The 20,125-nt window shown below is 34.6% G+C and carries 23 protein-coding genes and 1 other RNA gene; 15 read left to right on the top strand and 9 right to left on the bottom strand.

The annotated features are described in order from the left end of the window. Positions 1-173 precede the first annotated feature (173 nt). The 5 genes from ACFQ18_RS08065 (at position 174) to nth (ending at position 3,522) form a co-directional block, all read left to right on the top strand. Positions 174-347, top strand: a complete 174-nt coding sequence (locus tag ACFQ18_RS08065) for a YpmA family protein (RefSeq protein WP_083452534.1) — start codon at positions 174-176, stop codon at positions 345-347. Next, positions 310-843, top strand: coding sequence for a cell wall elongation regulator TseB-like domain-containing protein (locus tag ACFQ18_RS08070; protein WP_145542865.1), 534 nt, complete (start codon positions 310-312; stop codon positions 841-843). The genes ACFQ18_RS08065 and ACFQ18_RS08070 overlap by 38 nt, the downstream gene beginning before the upstream one ends. 17 nt (positions 844-860) lie before the next feature. Beyond that, positions 861-2,048, top strand: a complete 1,188-nt coding sequence (locus ACFQ18_RS08075) for a pyridoxal phosphate-dependent aminotransferase (protein WP_047185039.1) — start codon at positions 861-863, stop codon at positions 2,046-2,048. A gap of 121 nt (positions 2,049-2,169) precedes the next feature. After that, complete coding sequence (locus ACFQ18_RS08080; RefSeq protein ID WP_047185040.1) at positions 2,170-2,850, top strand: DnaD domain-containing protein; 681 nt, start codon at positions 2,170-2,172, stop codon at positions 2,848-2,850. A 6-nt stretch (positions 2,851-2,856) separates the two neighbouring features. Continuing rightward, complete coding sequence (gene nth, locus ACFQ18_RS08085; protein WP_204798106.1) at positions 2,857-3,522, top strand: endonuclease III; 666 nt, start codon at positions 2,857-2,859, stop codon at positions 3,520-3,522. A gap of 341 nt (positions 3,523-3,863) precedes the next feature. Here nth and ACFQ18_RS08090 read toward each other — a convergent pair whose 3' ends face one another. From ACFQ18_RS08090 to ACFQ18_RS08100, 3 genes are all read right to left on the bottom strand, one after another. Further along, on the bottom strand, positions 3,864-6,695 hold the full coding sequence (locus ACFQ18_RS08090; protein ID WP_204798107.1) for a PBP1A family penicillin-binding protein: 2,832 nt from the start codon (positions 6,693-6,695) through the stop codon (positions 3,864-3,866). 128 nt (positions 6,696-6,823) lie between these two features. Continuing rightward, a complete protein-coding gene (gene recU / locus ACFQ18_RS08095; RefSeq protein ID WP_204798108.1) occupies positions 6,824-7,414 on the bottom strand; it encodes a Holliday junction resolvase RecU in 591 nt (196 codons plus the stop codon). Positions 7,415-7,939: 525 nt separating this feature from the next. After that, on the bottom strand, positions 7,940-8,047 hold the full coding sequence (locus ACFQ18_RS08100; RefSeq protein WP_191963090.1) for a spore protein: 108 nt from the start codon (positions 8,045-8,047) through the stop codon (positions 7,940-7,942). Positions 8,048-8,209: 162 nt separating this feature from the next. Between ACFQ18_RS08100 and ACFQ18_RS08105 the strand changes: the two genes are divergently transcribed. The 8 genes from ACFQ18_RS08105 to ACFQ18_RS08140 all read left to right on the top strand — a co-directional run bounded on the left by ACFQ18_RS08105 (position 8,210) and on the right by ACFQ18_RS08140 (position 13,635). Next, entirely contained in the window at positions 8,210-8,416 is a 207-nt protein-coding gene (locus tag ACFQ18_RS08105; RefSeq protein WP_204798109.1) for a hypothetical protein, read from the top strand. 62 nt (positions 8,417-8,478) lie between these two features. Next, the gene (locus tag ACFQ18_RS08110) at positions 8,479-8,829 is read left to right on the top strand and encodes a DUF1798 family protein (RefSeq protein WP_047185045.1); all 351 of its coding nucleotides are present in this window, start codon (positions 8,479-8,481) and stop codon (positions 8,827-8,829) included. A 15-nt stretch (positions 8,830-8,844) separates the two neighbouring features. Next, entirely contained in the window at positions 8,845-9,243 is a 399-nt protein-coding gene (locus ACFQ18_RS08115) for a cytidine deaminase (RefSeq protein WP_047185046.1), read from the top strand. A 182-nt stretch (positions 9,244-9,425) separates the two neighbouring features. After that, positions 9,426-9,743 carry a cell division regulator GpsB gene (gene gpsB / locus ACFQ18_RS08120; RefSeq protein WP_204798110.1) on the top strand — a complete coding sequence of 106 codons (318 nt, stop codon included), beginning with the start codon at positions 9,426-9,428 and terminating at the stop codon, positions 9,741-9,743. 70 nt (positions 9,744-9,813) lie between these two features. After that, positions 9,814-10,196: RNase P RNA component class B (gene rnpB, locus ACFQ18_RS08125), an RNA gene on the top strand. A 122-nt stretch (positions 10,197-10,318) separates the two neighbouring features. After that, a complete protein-coding gene (locus ACFQ18_RS08130) occupies positions 10,319-11,449 on the top strand; it encodes a THUMP domain-containing protein (RefSeq protein ID WP_204798111.1) in 1,131 nt (376 codons plus the stop codon). 576 nt (positions 11,450-12,025) lie between these two features. After that, on the top strand, positions 12,026-13,114 hold the full coding sequence (locus ACFQ18_RS08135) for a type III polyketide synthase (protein ID WP_047185049.1): 1,089 nt from the start codon (positions 12,026-12,028) through the stop codon (positions 13,112-13,114). Beyond that, a complete protein-coding gene (locus ACFQ18_RS08140; protein ID WP_338113654.1) occupies positions 13,111-13,635 on the top strand; it encodes an isoprenylcysteine carboxyl methyltransferase family protein in 525 nt (174 codons plus the stop codon). The genes ACFQ18_RS08135 and ACFQ18_RS08140 overlap by 4 nt, the downstream gene beginning before the upstream one ends. A gap of 121 nt (positions 13,636-13,756) precedes the next feature. Here the strand turns inward: ACFQ18_RS08140 and ACFQ18_RS08145 are convergent, their stop codons facing one another. After that, positions 13,757-14,551 (bottom strand): SDR family NAD(P)-dependent oxidoreductase, encoded by a 795-nt coding sequence (locus tag ACFQ18_RS08145; protein WP_204798112.1) that lies wholly within the window; start codon positions 14,549-14,551, stop codon positions 13,757-13,759. 13 nt (positions 14,552-14,564) lie between these two features. Continuing rightward, a complete protein-coding gene (locus ACFQ18_RS08150; protein WP_047185051.1) occupies positions 14,565-15,164 on the bottom strand; it encodes a TetR/AcrR family transcriptional regulator in 600 nt (199 codons plus the stop codon). Positions 15,165-15,458: 294 nt separating this feature from the next. Between ACFQ18_RS08150 and ACFQ18_RS08155 the strand changes: the two genes are divergently transcribed. Next, positions 15,459-15,866 (top strand): hypothetical protein, encoded by a 408-nt coding sequence (locus ACFQ18_RS08155; protein WP_204798125.1) that lies wholly within the window; start codon positions 15,459-15,461, stop codon positions 15,864-15,866. A 174-nt stretch (positions 15,867-16,040) separates the two neighbouring features. Here the strand turns inward: ACFQ18_RS08155 and ACFQ18_RS08160 are convergent, their stop codons facing one another. The 4 genes from ACFQ18_RS08160 to ACFQ18_RS08175 form a co-directional block, all read right to left on the bottom strand. Then, entirely contained in the window at positions 16,041-17,732 is a 1,692-nt protein-coding gene (locus ACFQ18_RS08160; protein ID WP_204798113.1) for a b(o/a)3-type cytochrome-c oxidase subunit 1, read from the bottom strand. Then, entirely contained in the window at positions 17,732-18,235 is a 504-nt protein-coding gene (locus ACFQ18_RS08165) for a cytochrome B5 (protein WP_204798114.1), read from the bottom strand. The genes ACFQ18_RS08160 and ACFQ18_RS08165 overlap by 1 nt, the downstream gene beginning before the upstream one ends. Before the next feature lie 27 nt (positions 18,236-18,262). Further along, positions 18,263-18,397: a hypothetical protein gene (locus tag ACFQ18_RS08170; protein ID WP_060668263.1), complete on the bottom strand. Its 135-nt coding sequence runs from the start codon at positions 18,395-18,397 to the stop codon at positions 18,263-18,265. A gap of 317 nt (positions 18,398-18,714) precedes the next feature. After that, entirely contained in the window at positions 18,715-18,915 is a 201-nt protein-coding gene (locus ACFQ18_RS08175; RefSeq protein WP_047185055.1) for a cold-shock protein, read from the bottom strand. Between the two features lie 578 nt (positions 18,916-19,493). Between ACFQ18_RS08175 and ACFQ18_RS08180 the strand changes: the two genes are divergently transcribed. Beyond that, positions 19,494-20,081 (top strand): HD domain-containing protein, encoded by a 588-nt coding sequence (locus ACFQ18_RS08180; RefSeq protein ID WP_204798115.1) that lies wholly within the window; start codon positions 19,494-19,496, stop codon positions 20,079-20,081. The last annotated feature ends 44 nt before the right edge of the window (positions 20,082-20,125 follow it).

A 20,125-nucleotide genomic window follows, 5' to 3' on the forward strand; every position in this document is an offset into this window, starting at 1 on the left:
TGTAGAAATTTTTTGTTGAAATTTTATAAAATAAAGCAAATCATTTTTAAAATTGGTATACTAAAGATGCTTCATCTTCATAATATCAACTAATATTATTGTTCACTGTTTTATTGGATCTATAATTAGCAAATTTTGATAATGGATGAGGAACTTTTAATCGGAGGTATATGATGGATCAACATAAAACTAAGACACTTGCCACAGTCAAATTAGAGCATTCATCAGAAATTTATAAAATCGTCGACATTTTAAATCGAACTCTAAAGGGTGATGATTTAATGTTCGGATTAGCATTGGATGAGGAAAATGAAAAACAAGCAGTTTTCACAATCTACAGGACTTAATTGGATACAAAAGTCTTTCATAATTTTTATTGCAATCATTGTAGTTGCTGTCATTTTTGGTGTATATTTATATCTAGGTACAATGAAAAATAAAACAGCGAATTTTGAGCAAACCAAAGAAGTGATTTTGGAGCAAACACCTATTACCAAGGTAGATAAGATCGAGTTATACCATGGAGATGAAGCATACCATTTAGTTTATGGAAGTGATAAAAAAGGGGAAGAACAAATTATCTTTTATCCATTAAAAGGGAAGGAAAAGGACATTACAACAATTAGCATGTCAGAAATCATTCCTAAAGAACAAATCTTACAAAGTTGGCAAAAAAATTGTGCTAATTGTGAACTAAATAAAATTTCTCCTGCCCTGATAAATGATCAATTACTATGGGAGATTACATATTATGACGAGAATGATCGCTATGTTTTAGATTACTTTTCCATTCACGATGGTTCGTCATATGAGCAATATCGATTTAATCGGATGTTTGACTAAAGAGGGGAGACATAGACATGGAATTATCCAAAAGAGTAGAAACGTTAACACCATCATCGACATTAGCTATAACAGCTAAAGCCAAAGAATTGAAAAAACAAGGCTATGATGTGATCGGATTAGGTGCTGGGGAACCAGACTTTAATACACCAGATTATATTTTAGAAGCTGCTAAGGAAGCAATGGATAGCGGAATGACTAAATATACTCCTGCAGGGGGAATAATGGAATTAAAAGAAGCGATTGTCCGTAAGTTTAAACAAGATAATCAGCTTTCCTATTCCACAAATGAAATTATCGTAACCTCAGGTGCTAAACATGCATTATACACATTATTTCAAGTGTTATTAAACGACGGAGATGAAGTAATTATACCTGCTCCTTTCTGGGTTAGTTACCCTGAACAAGTGAAATTAGCTGGAGGTACTCCTGTATTTGTTTCTGCGTTAGAGGAAAATGAATTTAAATTAACTCCAGGTGAATTGAAGAAGGCAGTTACAGACAGAACAAAAGCCGTCGTTATTAACTCACCAAGTAATCCAACTGGTATGATGTATAGTAAAGAAGAATTAGAAGCTCTAGGAAAAGTTTGTTTAGACCATAATATTTTGATTATTTCTGATGAGATTTATGAAAAACTAATTTATACTTCTGACGAGCACGTGTCTATTGCTTCTATTTCATCTGAATTGAAGGAAAATACAGTAGTTATTAATGGTGTTTCTAAGTCGCATTCAATGACTGGATGGAGAATTGGATATGCTGCAGGACCAGAAGAAATTATTAAAGCAATGACGAATTTAGCATCTCATTCCACTTCTAATCCAACTTCGATTGCACAATTTGCGGCCCTTGCTGCATATCAAGCCGATGAAAGTGCAATAAATGAAATGAAAAAAGCATTTGCCGAAAGATTAGATACCATCTATCGTTTAATTACGGAAATCCCTGGAATTACATGTAAAAAACCTAAAGGTGCTTTCTATGTTTTTCCTAACGTCAAAGAAGCGGTGAAAATGAATGGCTTTTCTAATACAGATGAGTGGGTTAAAGCAATTTTAGAAGAGGAAAAAGTGGCACTTGTTCCTGGTTCTGGATTCGGCTTTGATGACAATGTACGTTTGTCCTATGCGTTAGCAATGGATGAGTTAGTTGAAGCAGCAAAACGAATCAAACGATTTGTTTTAAATCATCAAAATAAGTAATAATATTTTAATTATAAAACCTGTGATTCAGTTAAAATCGACTTCATCATACATTATAAATCCCTTGCCTAAGCAAGGGATTTATTCGTTTTTGTGATATACTAGTAATGAGGTGCTTTACATGTCAAAGTCTTATTCAATTCAACAAGTTTTGTTTGATCAAATTCCTATTCCTGTTGAATTACTCAAGCATTACAGATTCTTAGGTTTAACAGAAGTAGAAACAATGGTCATCCTTCAATTATTTAATTTTTTGAAACAAAATAATGATTTTCCCACACCAAATGAAATTGCAAATCATATGTCGATTGACGAGAAACAATGTGCACAGATTTTACGAAAATTGATTCAAAAAAATCTACTTACGATTGAACAAAAAGAGAATGAACAGCATATTTTAAGTGAGTCTTATTCCTTACAACCATTATTTGATCAATTATATAGTAAGGAATTAGAAGAGAAGGAAAGTTCAGATGGAACCATTTTTATATTATTTGAACAGGAATTTGGTAGACCTTTATCACCTTTCGAAATAGAAATGATTAATGGGTGGCTAGACGAGGATCAAATTGAACCAGCTTTAATTAAAGCCGGATTACGCGAATCTGTACTTATGGGTAAATTAAATTTTAAATATATTGATCGTATTCTTAGGGAGTGGAAGAAGAAGGGAATTCATACAGTTGACCAAGCCAGAAAACAAAGTAGAAATTATCATGGTCAACAAACAATAAAACAAGAAAATGCTCCTAAAAAAAGCGATACATCTATTTATTATAATTGGTTAGAAGGGGAAGATTAGTAAGATATGCTAAATAAAAAGCAAATAAGATTTTGTTTGGACAAAATGGCAGAAATGTTTCCTGAAGCAAAAGGGGAGCTAAATCACTCTAATCCTTTTGAACTAGTCATTGCCGTATTACTCTCAGCACAATGTACAGATAAATTAGTAAACAAAGTTACGGAAAATTTATTTAAAAAATATAAAACACCTGAAGATTATTTAGCTGTATCATTGGAAGAATTACAAGACGATATTAAATCTATAGGGTTATATCGAAATAAGGCGAAAAATATTCGAAAGCTTTGCCAAGTCTTGGTAGATAAATACCAAGGAGAGGTACCAAGAACAAAAGAAGAACTAATGACACTTGCAGGTGTTGGAAGAAAGACTGCTAATGTTGTTGCTTCCATAGCTTTTAATGAACCGGCAATTGCTGTTGATACACATGTGGAACGAGTTTCAAAGAGACTAGGGATTTGTAGGTGGAAAGATTCTGTTATTGAAGTAGAAGAAACATTAATGAAAAAAATCCCAAGAGAAGAATGGAGTATTACTCATCACCGCATGATATTTTTCGGTAGATATCATTGTAAAGCAAGAAATCCCAATTGCCCGGAATGTCCACTATTGGAAATATGCAGAGAAGGACAAAAGAGAATGAAAACAACAAAGGCGCAAGCGCCCGTTTAGTGACGTATAGACTGCGCCTGGCCATGCCAGGTGGTCCGATGTTGCCGCGTAAAGCGGCGGTTTTAATCGGACATTCCACTACCGTAAGAGATAAAGGAAACGCGGTTAGCGTAAGCGAATTGATGTTGACTTTCACCGCAAGGGTATAAGTGCGACTAAGCCTCTGGTTTCACCATCGGCAAGTCTTCTTTATCGTGTCATGAGGTGAAGGAAGTCTACTAGTCACTGGGCGCTGGAGCCGGACGTGGCTATTTCTGTATCTAAGTTATCCAAAGCCGTACAAATTTTATAATTTCCTAGACAACAAGAGGATAACCCCTTTATGGAGTTATCCTCTTGTTTTATGCTTCGTTATTTTCTTGTTCCTCATCTTCATTTTGATTTTGATCAGCTTCAACAGGTTCCTCTTCGTTTTCGTTTTCTTCTGGTTCGTTTTCATCCACTTCAGATTCCTCAGGATTTTCCTGTTGTGGTTGTTCTTCTTCTACCGGTGGTTCCTCTTCAGGTTGCTCAGGTTCCTCTGGCTGTTCGGGTTGTTCCGGCTGTCCTTCAGCTTGTCCCGGAACTTTAAATGAAATTGATCTAGATTCACCTCGAACTCCGCTATTTTCTCCATTTTGACCAATAGGGGTTACTTGGATATTATACGTTTCCCCAGGTGTAGAATTACCAATATCAATTCCATTTGCTTCTACATTATTGGAATGTACTTGGCCATTAACAGATACTTCAAATAGTGCTGGTGGACCATTATAATCCCATGAAGCTCTAATGATGCCACTATCTTCTATATAATCGGCTGAAAGATTTTCAACTGGTTTCATATTTCCTTCATCATCTTCTTCACCAGTGTCAATTGTAACTTTTGCTGTTACAGGATCACTTGTACTTCCGTCCGATTTATTAACTGCAACAACTTGTATTTGATAATCACCTGGTTCTACCTTGTTAATGACTAACGAGGTATCTTCTGTAGTTGACAATTCTTTCATTTCTTTCCCATTTTCACTAACACTAACAGTGAAGTTTACATCATCATCATGTTTATAATCCCAAGATACGTCGATAGATTTTGCTTCTTCATTGTATTTAGCATTTAAGTTTGAAACAGGCTTCAATTTATCATATGTCTTCGATACACTAGTTGGTTCAGTGCCTTTAACAAACAGTTCGGTAACAATTCTTGATGATGGTGTATTTGCACTTGGCTTTCTAGCAGGGTTAGATCCTTTTTCTACTTTTGCCTCCACCACAGAATCTGGTTTCTTAAAGTCTGGTGTATCAAGTCCTTCTGAGATTTTAGTCATTGCATGTTTGAAAAGTTGTTGCGATATTTTAGTATCAGGAAGCGCAGCACGCTTAGGTTTGTTTTCATCATCTAATACATATCCACCCGTCCAGGCAGCAATTGTATAGTATGGAGTGTATCCAGCAAACCATGAATCAGGTGAGCCACCACCTTCTAAGTTTGTTGTCCCTGTTTTACCTGCGACAGGAAGTCCCGGAATATTAGCCTGTTTACCTGTACCATTTGTTAATACGCCTTTTAACATATCTGTTACCATGTAAGCTGTATAATCGGCCATTACCGCTTTAGGTTTAGGTGCTAAATCAACTGTTTCACCATCTGGAAATTCTACTTTACTTACTGCATATGGCTCATTGTAAACTCCTTCATTACCGAAAGCACGATAGGCTCCTGCTAATTGAAGTGGAGTAACATTTGTAGATGTACCACCAATTGCATCACGGACATTAATTTGATTGTCAGCAAATTTAATTCCTAGACTTTCAGCAAACTTTTGTGCATTACCTGCCCCAACTTCATCAAATAGTTTTGCAGTAGGGACGTTTAATGATTGTTCCAATGCATATCTTGCACTTATCCAGCCAGCATAACTACGATTCCAGTTTCTAATCGGATTAGATCCGTTTGGTTCATATGGTTTGTCGTCATTAATTTGATGGTAAGTAGAAATCTTGTTATATTCAATTGCTGGACCATAAGCCATAATAGGTTTCGCTGTTGATCCAATTTGACTTCCACCTTGGGTTGCGTAATTTAATTCACCGTATTGCTTAGGGTTTAATCTACCGCCGATTGCTTGTATTCCACCGGTTTTGGTATCTAATACAACCATAGCTCCTTGCATATTTGGCATTTGTTCGAGTGGATAATTTATTGGATTTTCATCGCTATCTTCAAGTAAAAATTCTACATATTCTTGTGCTCCAGTGTCTAGGGTAGTATGGATTACTAAACCGTCTGTGTTTATATCTGCACCATTTAGTTTTTCTTTTATTTCAGCTTCTACTTGTTGAACAAACGCTGCATATTTAAATGTATCTGGCTCTTTATCGGTTAGAAGTGATGCTACATCTACTTGTCTAGCTTCGTTTGCTTCAGCTTCTGTAATCTTATTATGACGAACCATTAGCTTTAATACAGTATTCATTCTTTCCTTCGTTAATTCAGGATTTTGAAATGGATTATAAGCAGTTGGACGCTGTGGTAAGCCTGCTAAAATAGCAGCTTCCGGTAAAGTTAAATCATGTAAATCTTTTTTACCGAAGTAATTTTCGGCAGCTTGTGCGACCCCGTAAGCATTGGCGCCGTAAAAGATTTTATTTAAATACATTTCCAAAATTTCCTCTTTAGAGTACTTTCTCTCAAGCTTTAATGCTAACCATTGTTCCTGTACTTTAAGTTTAATCTTTTTCTCAGGTGATAAAAATGATTTCTCTACAACTTGCTGTGTAATGGTACTTGCTCCTTGTGAACCAAATCCATTTACAACGTTGCCTAATATAGCTCCGCCAATTCTTCTAAGGTCAATACCATGGTGCTCAAAAAATCTAGCATCTTCTGTAGCAGTAACCGCATCGATTAAAATTTGTGGAAGGTCTTCATATTCCACTTTTTTACGATTTGCACCTAATTCTGCAAATTGTTCTCCGTCTTTATCTAATAGGACGGAAGCATATGGATCCTTTAACATTGTCTCATCAATATCAGGAGCGGTAGCAATCCAGTAAGCCCCAACTGCACCTGTTCCGATTCCTATTACCAATATAAAAATAACGATTCCTAATAATATTTTTTTCCATATAGGTTTTTTGGTTGATTTTTTTTGTTTTCTTCTAGCTGAACGAGTTTGGCCCTTTTCTGCCATAGCTCTAACCTCCACTCTTTAAAATAACAATTATATAATGCGAAAAATTATAGAAAATTTGACATTCGCTTTTAAGTTTTAGCGAATGCCTTAGTTGCACTTATGCAGGAAGAACTGTTTCCTTTCTGCTAAAAATATAATTGATCTATAATTGCTAAATAGTCCACACGTTCTTGGTATTTAAAAGGTATCTCAAAAGCATTTTCTTTAAAATGTAAATAGGGAATCGATTTCTTGCCACCATTCATTTTGTCTTTCCAGTATTCCAAAAGTTTTGTTCCTTGAAGCAGATATGTTTCATCAAAAGTAGAAAATCGAATAATAGTAAAACAGATACCACCATGATTAAGAATAGAATTCATGTGTTTTATTTGATGGTCATGAATATTTGCCAGTGGAAAATAGGTTTTATTTTTTGTTTCTTTTGCTTCAAAGTCTACATATTTTCCACGATATAAGCCATTATAATCTGTAGTAGAAGCTTGCTTAAAGTACGCTTCAGTAATGACAGCTGCACTTCGATTAGGATAATTCACTTTAACAATCTGTACCGGTGTAGGTTTTTTATGAATAACTGCTCGATTGGTCTCCAAATAGTACTGATTCGTTACATTAATATCGTCCTCTAGTGACATACCTCTATTACTGAAACTGTGATTCGGTTTTGATCTACTTTTTTTACTAGTCATGTTCTTTTTTTTACCATTTGGATAATTCATTCATATCCTCCTAATCTACAGTATCATACCAAAAAAATAGACAAATGATAACTATAAACTACAACTCTAAAGGAAATGTTTTACCTTTATTATATATCATTGGCGAAAAATGCACAGACTTTAAACACTATAATCTTTCTTGTTGATACCTTCGAAAAATATATTACGAAATTCTTTATTTAATTATAGGGGTTAAATAGCCACTATAAAGGTCCTACGATAACAAAATATATCCTTATTTTGTACTTTTATATTAATGGTTAGTATAGCAACACAAAACCAATGGTCATTCAAAGAAGAGGACCATTGGTTTTCATTTAGCAAGATTAGAAAGTATAAAAATTTAGCCTATAAATCTTGTCATAGAGAAGGCCACGTCCAGCTCCAGCGCCCAGCGACTAGCGAGACTTCCTTCACCTCCGTGCGATAAGTCAACATCGACTCACTCCGTTCGTCGTGTTTCCTTTATCTCCTACGGCTCAGTCCAGTCCGTACGTCGCTAAACGGGCGCTTCCGCTTTTGTTCTTAAGTTGAAGGTCGGTTTGGACCATTTAATTTCTTATCACCTTTAATTTCTGATTTAGATTTACGTTGTTGTTTTTCCTGATTTAATATTTGTTTGCTTTTACTCATTTTTAAACCCCTCCTTCATTTATATTGTGTCTAATTTCATAAAAAAGATTTAGGATTTCCACTTCTTTTGTACGTTTTTTTCTAGTTTTGTCGAAGGGGAAGGAGTTTAAACGCATTTACAGAATATGTTGTTACTAAGCTAAATGGGAATGGGGTGATGGTATGTCAGTTGCAGCACGAAAATTAGACCAATACGCGAATGGTATTAGTATTAATCAATTTGAATCCTCCTTACAACAGATTTCAGATCAGATCCGTATAATGGATGAAAAATTAAACATGAAAACGGAAAATGAAATTTCCTATCGTTACGAAAATCAACAGTATGAAATTTCCAAACTAGAAAATTCTATTAAGAAGTTTATATAATATCCGCTTTAAGGAAAATATGTTAAAGTAAAAAAAGGAATACTAATTAAAGGCGGAAGTTTATGGATTTATTTAAAAATACAGAGTTACTTTTGAATCATTTGATGCATCTTAAGGAATTTTTTGAAGAAGGGAAACCTCCGGATAATATTCGAGATAAAGCTTTCTTCCTCCAGGTAAAGGAAGAAGTAACTCCAATTTATGAATTGTTAGAAGAGTGGGAGGAACAAGCTTTAAAGTCGGTTAAAAACCGAGAGGTGAACATACACCCCGGACAAGTTAATTCTACAAAGGAAAATATGGATCTACTTATCATGCATAGTTATTACAAAGATATACGAAAAAGAAGGTATATGGAGTATCACAAATCGATTCGATATATATTTGAACAAATCATACATGAACTTAAATAAAGGTGAGTGTTGCTAATGTCTACATCAAATTTAATTCAAGAAGCAATTAACATACGAAAAAATGCATATGTTCCTTATTCAAAATTTCCCGTAGGTGCTGCTTTAAAAACAAAATCTGGTAAAATTTATACTGGGTGTAATATTGAAAATGCCGCTTATTCTGTAGGGTGTTGTGCAGAAAGAGTAACCATATTTAAAGCGTTGTCAGATGGTGAAAGTGAATTTATTGAAATGGCGGTTGCTGCGGATACCGATAGACCTGTTCCACCATGTGGTGCCTGTCGACAAGTAATGAGTGAATTTTTTAACAAAGATATGAAAATATATCTAACCAACCTAAAACAAGAAACAAAAGAGGTTAAAATGGAGGAATTATTACCATTTTCGTTTGGACAACATGATTTATTTAGTTAATATAAACAGGAAGCTGAACCTTACATTCAGTTTCCTGTTTTACACATAAAATAGAATTATTTCACTTTTTCAGCAGGATTTGGAGAAAATAAGAAATGAAGTATGATATAATGTATTTACATAGACACGAATAGTAATAAAAGAGATATATGTAATTAGTGAAGAATTATGAGGTGATACGGATGAGTGTTAAAGGTGTTCGTTTGAGTGGTAAAGATATTCTTGAAAAGGATTTTAAAACTGGAATGCGAGGATACAATCAAGAAGAGGTAGATGAATTTCTTGATATCATTATTCAAGATTATGATTTACTTCAACAGGAGATAAACAGATTACAGCAAGAGTTAGATAAACTGAAGAAAAATAATGATCATGAACAACCTACAAGGGTAAGAGCACCACAGCAACCTACACAAGTAAATTATGATATTTTGAAACGATTATCTAATTTAGAAAAAGCTGTTTTTGGGAAAAAGTTTGTTGATTCAGCAGAAAACTAAACCATCATACCACAATCTACCATTGAATAGTTCGTCTATGCATGTTATGATATAAACATAATTTAATTAGATACTCACGTAATCGCTGTATGATTAATCATGCAGAGGAAAGTCCATGCTCACACAGACTGAGATGTCTGTAGTGTTCGTGCTTGACGAATTCATAAGTCAAGGTAGCTTTTAGGGCTAACGGCAGGATGTATTCCTAAGTCATTTTAGATATGGAATCTAATCCTTGAAAGTGCCACAGTGACGTAGCTGGAATGGAAACATTTCAGGTGGAACGAGGTAAACCCCACGAGTGAGCAACCCAAATAATGGTAGGGGCATCCTTTACTAGGGAATTCAACCGAACGAGGGACAAGTATTTTACTTGTAGATAGATGATTACGCCCGGAGTACGAGGTTAGACCACCGTTTGCAGTACAAAGGGACAGAACATGGCTTATCGAGTATTTAATTGGTCTTAAGTACGTTTTCCTAAACCTTTTTTATAGCGAATGCTATAGAAAAGGTTTTTTTGCCTTTAAGTGTGGTAAACTATAGTAATAAATTTTTTATTTGAAAGGAATTATATGATGCGAACTGTAACATTAATAGCAACTGCGGCAATGGGTTTAGAATCCGTTGTGGCAAACGAAGTGCGAAATCTAGGTTATGAGGTGGAAGTAGACAATGGTAAAGTAATTTTTGATGCGCCTATCTCAGCGATACCGAGATGTAACTTATGGCTTAGAACTGCTGATAGGGTTAAAATCTTAGTAGGAGAGTTTCAAGCTACTTCCTTTGATGAATTATTTGAAGGTACCAAGCATTTACCTTGGGAGGAATACATTCCAGAAGATGGACAATTCCCTGTTTCAGGTAAGTCTGTCAAATCCGAATTACATAGTGTACCTGACTGTCAGAAGATAGTAAAAAAGTCGATAGCTGAAAAATTGAAATTAAAGCATGGTGTTGTCTATAAAATGCCGGAAACAGGTGCAATGTATAAAATTGAAGTATCCATTCTTAAAGATATTGCAACCTTAACCATTGATACTTCTGGAACTGGCCTTCATAAAAGGGGATATCGCGTTGGTCAAGGGGAAGCACCACTAAAAGAAACAATGGCTGCAGCACTCATTTTATTAACCAACTGGAAACCCGATGATCCATTTATTGATCCGTTTTGTGGTTCAGGTACGATTCCTATTGAAGCAGCATTAATAGGACAAAATATCGCTCCAGGATTTAATCGAGATTTTGTTTCTGAGGAATGGCCATTAATAAAGAAAAAACACTGGGAAAAAGCATTTGAAGAAGCAGAAGATCAGGCCAACTATGATCAAAAACTATTCATTACAGGTTCCGACATAGACCATAAAATGATAAACATTGCTGAAAATAATGCAATTGAGGCTGGATTGGGTGATTTAGTTACTTGGAAGCAAATGCAGGTAAATGACTTATCGATAAAGGCTAATAATGGATATATTGTGGGGAACCCTCCTTATGGACAAAGACTAAGTGATAAAGAATCCGTAGAAGAAATATATCGTGGTCTTGGTAAGGTTATGGAACAACATCCATCTTGGAGTGTTTATATATTGACGGCTTATGAAGAATTTGAGAAAGCCTATGGTAAAAATGCAACCAAGAAGCGCAAATTATTTAATGGATTTATTCAAACGAATTATTATCAGTATTTTGGGGAGCGTTCTTAATTTTTTCCATATTAAGGTATGGGGGCTGAAAATGCTTATTCAGCCCCGATATTAGCCCCAATTGTAATTTACCGCTGAAATTTCACTCATCGTTTAGGCACTCCTTGACTTTCCACATCTCACACATTTATCAGTAAAGTAGTTATATTTATGTTTCTTAAATAATAATTTGCAAAAAATAGCTTTTATGTTCATTTCGTAACTCCCTTTAATGTTTCTAAGCCACACTCAAGGTTATCACTTGGTGGTTACAACCACGTTACCAATCATTTAATTTATCATGTTTATTTTATTACGGAGTTAGAATTTTAGTACAACTTTAATTTCTATCATCACATTACTTACTTTCCTTTGGATGCGGTAGAATGGAAGCGATGCAAGTACTTATTGTTTTGTACCTCGCGATTACAAGAATATGACAAACCTTTTAATACGCTAATAAATGGTTGAAATTAGACATCTTACCATGATGTCTTTTTTTATATTAATTCTGAGCACCACTACCCCTATGAATGATAACCCTTATTTTGGGAGAACATAAAAATGGGAAAATAAGATAAAAGGGTGATAGAATCCATGCCTTATATTTGTTCCATAGGTACCGCCACACCACGATATAATATGAATCAAGAAGAAATCAAACGATTAGTAAAAGATATATTTAGTTATACAAGTAGACAAGTGGAAAGATTGCTACCGGTTTTTGATAATGCTTATGTTCATGATCGACAGTTTGTAGTTGAAAAATCATGGTTTACAAAAGAGCATAGTTTTGAAGAAAAGAATCATTTATTTCAAAAACTAGCAAAAGAATATTCGGTTCAAGCAATTGATCAATGCTTACAAAACCACGATTTTCTTACTGATGCTATTCCATATGAGGCAATCGATATGATTATATTTGTTTCTAGTTCAGGAATATCAGCTCCTTCGATGGACGTTCATATTATTAATGAGCGTGCCTTTCGTAAAGATGTTAGACGTTTACCTCTATGGGGATTAGGTTGTGCAGGAGGGGCGATGGGGTTGTCCACTGCTTATGATTGGATTTCTGCCAACCCTGATAAAACAGCCCTAGTAGTATGTTGTGAATTATGTAGTCTAACTTTCCAAAAGGGGGATGTGAAAAAGAGTAACATTGTTGGAACTGCCATATTTGGCGATGGAATAAGTTCGGCTTTGGTTGTTGGGGAAAAATCTCGCTATTTAACCTATAGAAAAGTAGCATCCCCAAAGATTGTTTCAACCAGTTCTTCATTGAAACCGAAAAGTATCGATGTGATGGGATGGGATGTAACAAATAGTGGCTTAGAAGTCATCTTTTCCAAAAGCATTCCATCGCTTGTACAATCCTTTTGGAAAGAACATATCGAATCCTTTTTACAAGATCAGCATTTATTTGAAAGTGATATTTTCTCCTATATTGCTCATCCAGGTGGTAAAAAGGTACTCGAAGCTATGGAACATGTCTTACAAACCACTAATAATAAACTAAAACATTCTTATAAAGTGTTATCGGAGCATGGAAATATGTCTTCTTCTACTGTTTTGTATGTTTTAGAAGAATGGATGAAGGAGAAAGTGGGCAATAATAATAGAAGTATCCTATCTGCATTAGGACCTGGTTTCAGCTCAGAATTACTATTATTGGAGTGGGATGAATGATGCACAGTTTGTTCTTATGGCTTCTCTTTATTTTTATTATTGTCCAAAGATTAGTGGAGCTAATAATAGCGAAAAGAAATGAACAATGGATGAAGGCAAACGGAGGGATTGAAAAGGGTAAAGAACATTATAAATGGTTTATCGTTATACATAGTTTATTTTTTATATCTATTCTCGCTGAAGTTGCAATACGAGGTACGGATGGGTATGTGTTAAACAACTTTTTATTTGCGCTCTTTTTGCTTATACAATTAGCAAGGGTATGGTGTATTCAATCATTAGGAAGATTTTGGAATACAAAAATTATCGTTTTGCCGAATGTCGCATTAGTGAAACGGGGGCCGTACAAATATATTAAACATCCTAATTATGTTATCGTTGGATTAGAGCTAATAGTCATACCGCTTCTTTTCGGCGCCTATTACACTGCTTTAATGTTTCCCCTCTTTCATTTGATGTTGATGAAAGTTAGAATTCCTTTAGAGGAAAAGGCTTTGGGAAGGGTAAAGATTAATAAATAAAAGGCTGTTTTCATAGGCAGCATAATCAGACGCTTTTCCGGAATACGGAAAAGCGTCATTTTTAATGGAATAAAGGATTGAATTAAATAAGATGTTTTAAATTAATGGTAATATTAGCTTTTTAATAAATAGTTGGTATCAAACCACCGTCCATTCGAACTGCTGTACCTTTCATAGCACCTGAATGTGGGCTGCTTACAAATGCAACCATTCTTCCTATCTCGAAAGGACGAATAAACCTTTCAATATGTGAATCAGGTAAATTAGACAATACAAAGTCCTTTTCAATTTGTTCGAAAGACTTACTAGAATTACTATATATGTCTTTGAGTATATTTTCGACATTCTCCGACAATGTTGGTCCAGGCATTATGGTATTAATTGTCACTTCTTTGCCCTTGGTTAAAAATGATAATGATTTGGATAAAGATAAAATCATTGATTTAGTTACAGCATACTGTGGCATATTTCCTGAAGGCATGACAGCTTCTTCACTAGCAACAAAAATAATTCTGCCAAAATTTTTATTCAGCATTTTATCTATATAAAACCTTGACATGTTATCAGCAATAAGAAAATTCGTGTCAAAATATTTCTTCCAAACTTCATCATTAACTTTTTCATAAGTCATCATTTCGTATATTCCTAAATTATTCACAAGAATATCTACATTAGGATGATTATTGTATATATTTTCTCTTTCATCTTTGTTCAATAGATTACCAAAAGCATTTTGAGGATTAGTTTCTGGATATTTTTTCTTTATGTCATTAACAACAATTTCTACTTCTTCATTGTTTCTACCGTTAACTAAAACATCCACACCCTCTTTTGCAAGTTCGAAAGCTATTGCCTTTCCTATCCCTTTAGTTGATCCAGTAATAAGTGCACTTTTATTCTTTAATTGTAGATCCATTATATTATCTCCTTTAATTAGCTATACTTAATACATTTAAATAAAAAGTAATCGTATTGCGAACAAAACTTTCTTTTGTGTTTTTTTCATTTTCAACTAAACTAAAGTAAATTTGAGGGTCAAAAATGTGCATCAATTGATGTGATAAATAGTTATTAGGTAGAGAAGAGTTTATTTCGTTTTTTTCCTTACCTTCTTGTATGATTAGCGAAAAATTATTTATGACCTTATCGATAATTGAATTTAATTCATGGTGATATTGCACATTAAATAACTTATGCATATAAAGAAATTGATCCTTAGTAAAGTCAAAAAAGTCACTGTCAAACCCATAAATTATTATTTTTTTTATTTTATCTCTTGTAAGATTTTCGTTTTTGTCTATTAGTTCTACCTTATGATTAAATTCTTCCAATTTAGGTTTCAAAATGTTAAAAAGTAGTTCCTCTTTAGATTTAAAATGCAAATATAAAGTGCCTTTTGCGACATCTGATTCTTTCGCTATGTCATTCATAGTTACTTTATCGAAACCTTTTAATCTAAATAATGTTTCTGCATGATTTAGGATTGTTTTATTTCTTTCATAAAATATTTTGTCCATTCTTTGCGACATTAACAAAAACCACCTTTTCTGACTGATGGTCATTTTTGACCTGTAGTCATAATAGTATATTTTTGTTGATTAAGCAAGAAATATCAGTTTTAAAATAAATTTATAGAATAGTGTCCAGAAAACCGTCAATTTCTTAACACATAAAAATTTAAATATATTTCTAGCTTTCTATATGCTATAAGTGTTCATAAACTGAAGCCTTGTAATAGGGCAAATCAATCATTTTTGGGATGATTGTACCCATGAAAAGTAAAAGGCGCATAAACTGGATATACGATGAAAGGAGGTTAACAGATGTCTTCTCACAATCCATATCAGCTTAGTTGGTACCCTTATAGTCAAAGCCCGGGACCTATTGACAAACAAGGTGGACACCAAGGGCATGATAGTACTGACGTGCAGGAAATGGGAACAAAAGCTCAAAGTGATATGTATGGATCAGGTATTTTACCAGCGCATACACTTCCTTTCCAGGATACAGCCAGCCAAGGTTATACTTCATCAAATCCAGCTAGTACCAATCCTAGGTCATTATCAGACATACAGGACATGAGGCAAATGATGATCAATCTTGAGAATCAACTATATCGGCTTAATCAATTGATAGAACTGAACAATCAACTATTGCAATCGATGTGTAATCAAGAAGATACCAAATACGTCCAGGGAAGCGGTGGCGGTGCAATTATTGTACGGATGTAAAGAAGTTATAAAAGGTGAGGGAATTTAAATTGGAGCTAAATGTTAGTTAGTGAAAAAAACTCATTTGCCATTATAAATCGCAAATGAGTTTTTATGCTAATCAGAGCAAAAGTCTTTAGAATACTTACAAATGGTCAATCTAATTGAAGGAATAATAAAAATATACCTCATTGATTAATTATTACCAATTGGCCAAGCGAATGGTGCCGAACCTGGTGGTGCATGTTGAATGATATCCATTATTGGAATCGTATAAGCAAATAGAATTAAGGCAATGGTAATCGCCACCCATAACCTCCATTTTTCTAACCACATTGGCGTTGGCTCTGCATCTTTTTCTTCTTCAGCAATTGGAAATTCTTCATTACCCTTTGGTGAAAAGAAAGCTAATTTTATGAAAATATAGATCATCAAGACAATACCAATAAATAATATGGTTCCACCAATGGCTTGAGCTACCTGATAGGCTCCCCACTCGGCAACTTGCTCAGAACCATTGTATTCTGAAAAAGCAGATCTTCTTGGGCCCCCGAGTAAACCTTGTATATGCATTGCTGCAGACATAATTGTCATTCCGACTGTCCAACATATCGTTTGAATGATTCCAAGTCGATTAACTGACGGTGTTAATTTACGACCAGTAAGGTGTGGGACTAGCCAATAGGTTATTCCGAAAAATGTAAGAATAACAGTTGTTGCAACAGTTAAATGAAAATGTCCCGTAACCCAAATTGTATTATGAATAATGGAATTTAACTGATAAGATGCATTAATTAATCCACCAGCACCACCTGGGATAAAGGCAAGCATCCCTACAAATGGAGCTAAAAATCGTACATCTTTCCATGGTAAGTGAACGAACCATCCAAATAGTCCGCCGAATCCTTTTCTTCTACCCGTAATTTCAAATGTAGCAAACATGGAGAATGCTGTCATTAAACTTGGAACAACAACCATAAATGTCAGTATGATTTGTACAAATTTCCATGTTGTTTGGACTCCTGGTTCTGTTAATTGATGGTGCAGCCCGACTGGTATGGAGAAGAATAAAAATAACACAAATGATAATCTTGCAAGCGAATCACTAAAGATTTTTCCACCAATTATTTTAGGAATAATCGCATACCATGCCATGTATGCAGGTAATAACCAAAAATAGACAAGTGGATGTCCGAAGTACCAAAATAGAGTTCTACTTAATAGAACGTCAATAGTAGCGGCATATCCTAATGACCAAGGAATGAATTGTAAAAGAACGGATGCTGCCACACCTAAAGTTGCGATAAACCACATAATCATATTGATTACTACCATGAAAGCAAGTAATGGAGATTTTTCACCTGGATGTTTTTTCTTCCATACATAAAGTTGACGCCAATTCACAAAACAAGCAATCCAACTACCAATAATAACAAGAGCTAAACCAATATAAAATGCTGGGTGTGCTTGTAGTGGGGCGTAAAATGTATAAAGTACACTTGCTTTTCCATATAAAATCGTTATTGCTGCCATTACGGTTCCGAGTGTCATTACCCAGAAACCAAGCCAAGCTACACGATACTGAGTATCAGATATTCCTACTGTCTTTCCCATTAAAGTATATTGGAAACCGATAATAAAATATGTGGTTAAAACCAGTCCTAATACAACTCCATGTACTGTTAATACTTGATAATAATCAATTCCTGCTGGTAACGTGTAGTAACCAGATCGAACGAGAACTTGTAATAACCCCATAAGCCCACCAACAAAAAGTGCGATAAATGCAAAGCTAATAAATGACATATAAAGGCGGGATTCTGATTTAGATAAAGTTAATGGAAACCTACTATCTTGTTCATATTTTAGTAATTTTTCGATAGCCATTATTCAGTCACCTCCACAGTAGCAAACATCATATGATGTCCGGATCCACAGTATTCGTTACATAATAGCGTATATTCTCCTGCTTTGTTTAACGTAACTTCCATACTACTAATAAATCCAGGTTCAACCATCATGTTTGCGTTTGTACCAGCAATGTTAAAACCGTGAATAACGTCAGGAGTAACTGCCTGAACAAGTACTGTTGATCCTTTTGGAATTTGAATATGTTTGACAGGTTTACCTTCTTCATCTGTTCCTAAATCATAATTAAAAGCGGAAGCAACTACATTCAATACATATTGTCCTTCATCCACTTTTGTTAATCCTAAATTCTCGGGCTTAAAAGATTCTTCAGCTTCAATTTCTTGTGGATCGATTGTAATTCCATGACTTTGTGGATGTGTTCCTAAATAGAAGGCGCCATAACCGAGAATCAATAAGAAAGTAATTAATGTACCAACACCAAAAATCAACCACCATTTTTCATATTTGTGTAAATGCATCTTTTTTCCTCCCCTTTAAAGAAATAACTAACGAGACAAAAATAAACCAAAAACTGCAAACCATGAAGCCACAATAATAAAGCCAACAATAGAGACAGAGATAATGGTTCCTTTTAGATTTGGCTCTTGTGAAGAAGAATTGGGTAGTGTTTTCTTTTTCATCATTTCACCCCTTTTTTCTTTCTAAGTTATCTATCTGTTTTTATCATACACAATATGAAAATAGAATTTATCAAGGTTTCGTACAATTCACACTTTGTTCAAGAACCCTTATTGGCCGTGAGTTATCGATTTTTCTAACTTTTTGGTTGAAAAAGTTTGTGAACATAATGTGATAGAAATAGAATATATGTTCTTATTCTGTCATCTGAATGAGAAAAGGAGAGGAGGGATAAGTGGGGAAAGGGAAGATTTAAAAGTGCAAAAAAGCGGAACCCCTAATGGAGTCCCGCTGTATTATATAAGTTTTTTATTATATTCTATTTTTTTACAACATTAGCAGCTTGAGGGCCACGTTCGCCTTCTACAATTTCAAAAGATACTTCTTGGCCTTCTTCTAAAGATTTGAATCCTTCTTCTTGAATTGCAGAATAATGTACGAATACATCATTTCCATCCTCTAATTGAATGAAACCATAGCCTTTTTCAGCATTAAACCATTTTACTACACCGTTTTGCATGTTAATCCTCCTAAAAACTTTCACGTCGTAAAGGTTGTTCAAAAATCCGGTGAAAATGACACTTCAACGTTTCTAGTTGGCAAGACTCACCGGTACTCACGTATTAATTGCATACGTTCCGTTCCTCAAAGCTACGCCACCTCGAACTGCGACGCACAGGACGTGCTAGTGTCGGCGTTCAACAAATCTTTACGGTGGGGCGAGTAATCGAAGCCCCAGGACGTTGCGACTGACTTTAGCCGACCCCGGTCCTTTTCATCTTCCTTTTTGAACGTTCATTAAAACGTGTTAATACAAAGTAGAGAGACAAAAACATTAAATAAAAAAGGCAACTTTCCACTAGAAGTGTAGGATCATTATTACATCCGCTTCTATTAGGAAGTTGCCTGTTTATTAATGAATCCGTACATCTTCTTTGCTTATGTTTAATATAGCTTATTTGAAAGCGTTAGTCAAGAAATTGCTGCCATATTTTACTAAATCACTTATGACTTTTTGTCTCTACATTTATAACGTTTACAAAATCCGAAGTTTTATACATAATAATATAATTAGAATGAATATGGAGTGTGTGTAGGATGAAAAAAGAGGAACAATTGAATGCAATGCAACAATATGTTAAAGAACTTTTTAAGTTGGATGTTACTGGCCATGATTTTTATCATATGAAAAGGGTTGCGAAAATGGCTAAATTTATAGCCGAATATGAAAATGCAGATGAATTTCTTTGTGAGGCTGCTGCTTGGTTACACGATATTGGGGACTATAAGCTTTTCCAACAACCGAAACAAGTGTTGGAGGAGATGAATCAATTTCTAAAAAACATTTCGTTGAGTGATAATGAAATCGAGATGATTAATGATATTATTCAAAATATATCTTTTAGTAAAGGGAGCATCCCTGAATCGTTAGAAGGTAGAATCGTTCAGGATGCTGATCGATTAGACGCAATAGGAGCGGTTGGTATTGCACGGACTTTTGCATATGGGGGAGCAAAGGGCCAATTCATTTACAATGAAATTCCTCAAGATACATCTATACAACATTTTTATGATAAATTACTAAGACTGAAAGATCAGATGAATACAGAAAAAGCAAAACAAATTGCTGCAGATCGCCATCAATTTATGGAACAATTTTTAGAACAATTTCATAGAGAATGGTAGTAGAAAAATGTCGGAATATGTTAATATAGTGTATTGAATAGTTA

The sequence above is a fragment of the Oceanobacillus caeni genome, from assembly GCF_042678465.1.
Lineage (GTDB): Bacteria > Bacillota > Bacilli > Bacillales > Amphibacillaceae > Oceanobacillus > Oceanobacillus caeni.

Coding starts and splice junctions, on each gene's coding strand:
- ACFQ18_RS08065 (WP_083452534.1), top strand. CDS start 174: ATGGATCAACATAAAACTAAGACACTTGCCACAGTCAAATTAGAGCAT.
- ACFQ18_RS08070 (WP_145542865.1), top strand. CDS start 310: ATGAAAAACAAGCAGTTTTCACAATCTACAGGACTTAATTGGATACAA.
- ACFQ18_RS08075 (WP_047185039.1), top strand. CDS start 861: ATGGAATTATCCAAAAGAGTAGAAACGTTAACACCATCATCGACATTA.
- ACFQ18_RS08080 (WP_047185040.1), top strand. CDS start 2,170: ATGTCAAAGTCTTATTCAATTCAACAAGTTTTGTTTGATCAAATTCCT.
- nth (WP_204798106.1), top strand. CDS start 2,857: ATGCTAAATAAAAAGCAAATAAGATTTTGTTTGGACAAAATGGCAGAA.
- ACFQ18_RS08090 (WP_204798107.1), bottom strand. CDS start 6,695: ATGGCAGAAAAGGGCCAAACTCGTTCAGCTAGAAGAAAACAAAAAAAA.
- recU (WP_204798108.1), bottom strand. CDS start 7,414: ATGAATTATCCAAATGGTAAAAAAAAGAACATGACTAGTAAAAAAAGT.
- ACFQ18_RS08100 (WP_191963090.1), bottom strand. CDS start 8,047: ATGAGTAAAAGCAAACAAATATTAAATCAGGAAAAACAACAACGTAAA.
- ACFQ18_RS08105 (WP_204798109.1), top strand. CDS start 8,210: ATGTCAGTTGCAGCACGAAAATTAGACCAATACGCGAATGGTATTAGT.
- ACFQ18_RS08110 (WP_047185045.1), top strand. CDS start 8,479: ATGGATTTATTTAAAAATACAGAGTTACTTTTGAATCATTTGATGCAT.
- ACFQ18_RS08115 (WP_047185046.1), top strand. CDS start 8,845: ATGTCTACATCAAATTTAATTCAAGAAGCAATTAACATACGAAAAAAT.
- gpsB (WP_204798110.1), top strand. CDS start 9,426: ATGAGTGTTAAAGGTGTTCGTTTGAGTGGTAAAGATATTCTTGAAAAG.
- ACFQ18_RS08130 (WP_204798111.1), top strand. CDS start 10,319: ATGATGCGAACTGTAACATTAATAGCAACTGCGGCAATGGGTTTAGAA.
- ACFQ18_RS08135 (WP_047185049.1), top strand. CDS start 12,026: ATGCCTTATATTTGTTCCATAGGTACCGCCACACCACGATATAATATG.
- ACFQ18_RS08140 (WP_338113654.1), top strand. CDS start 13,111: ATGATGCACAGTTTGTTCTTATGGCTTCTCTTTATTTTTATTATTGTC.
- ACFQ18_RS08145 (WP_204798112.1), bottom strand. CDS start 14,551: ATGGATCTACAATTAAAGAATAAAAGTGCACTTATTACTGGATCAACT.
- ACFQ18_RS08150 (WP_047185051.1), bottom strand. CDS start 15,164: ATGTCGCAAAGAATGGACAAAATATTTTATGAAAGAAATAAAACAATC.
- ACFQ18_RS08155 (WP_204798125.1), top strand. CDS start 15,459: ATGTCTTCTCACAATCCATATCAGCTTAGTTGGTACCCTTATAGTCAA.
- ACFQ18_RS08160 (WP_204798113.1), bottom strand. CDS start 17,732: ATGGCTATCGAAAAATTACTAAAATATGAACAAGATAGTAGGTTTCCA.
- ACFQ18_RS08165 (WP_204798114.1), bottom strand. CDS start 18,235: ATGCATTTACACAAATATGAAAAATGGTGGTTGATTTTTGGTGTTGGT.
- ACFQ18_RS08170 (WP_060668263.1), bottom strand. CDS start 18,397: ATGAAAAAGAAAACACTACCCAATTCTTCTTCACAAGAGCCAAATCTA.
- ACFQ18_RS08175 (WP_047185055.1), bottom strand. CDS start 18,915: ATGCAAAACGGTGTAGTAAAATGGTTTAATGCTGAAAAAGGCTATGGT.
- ACFQ18_RS08180 (WP_204798115.1), top strand. CDS start 19,494: ATGAAAAAAGAGGAACAATTGAATGCAATGCAACAATATGTTAAAGAA.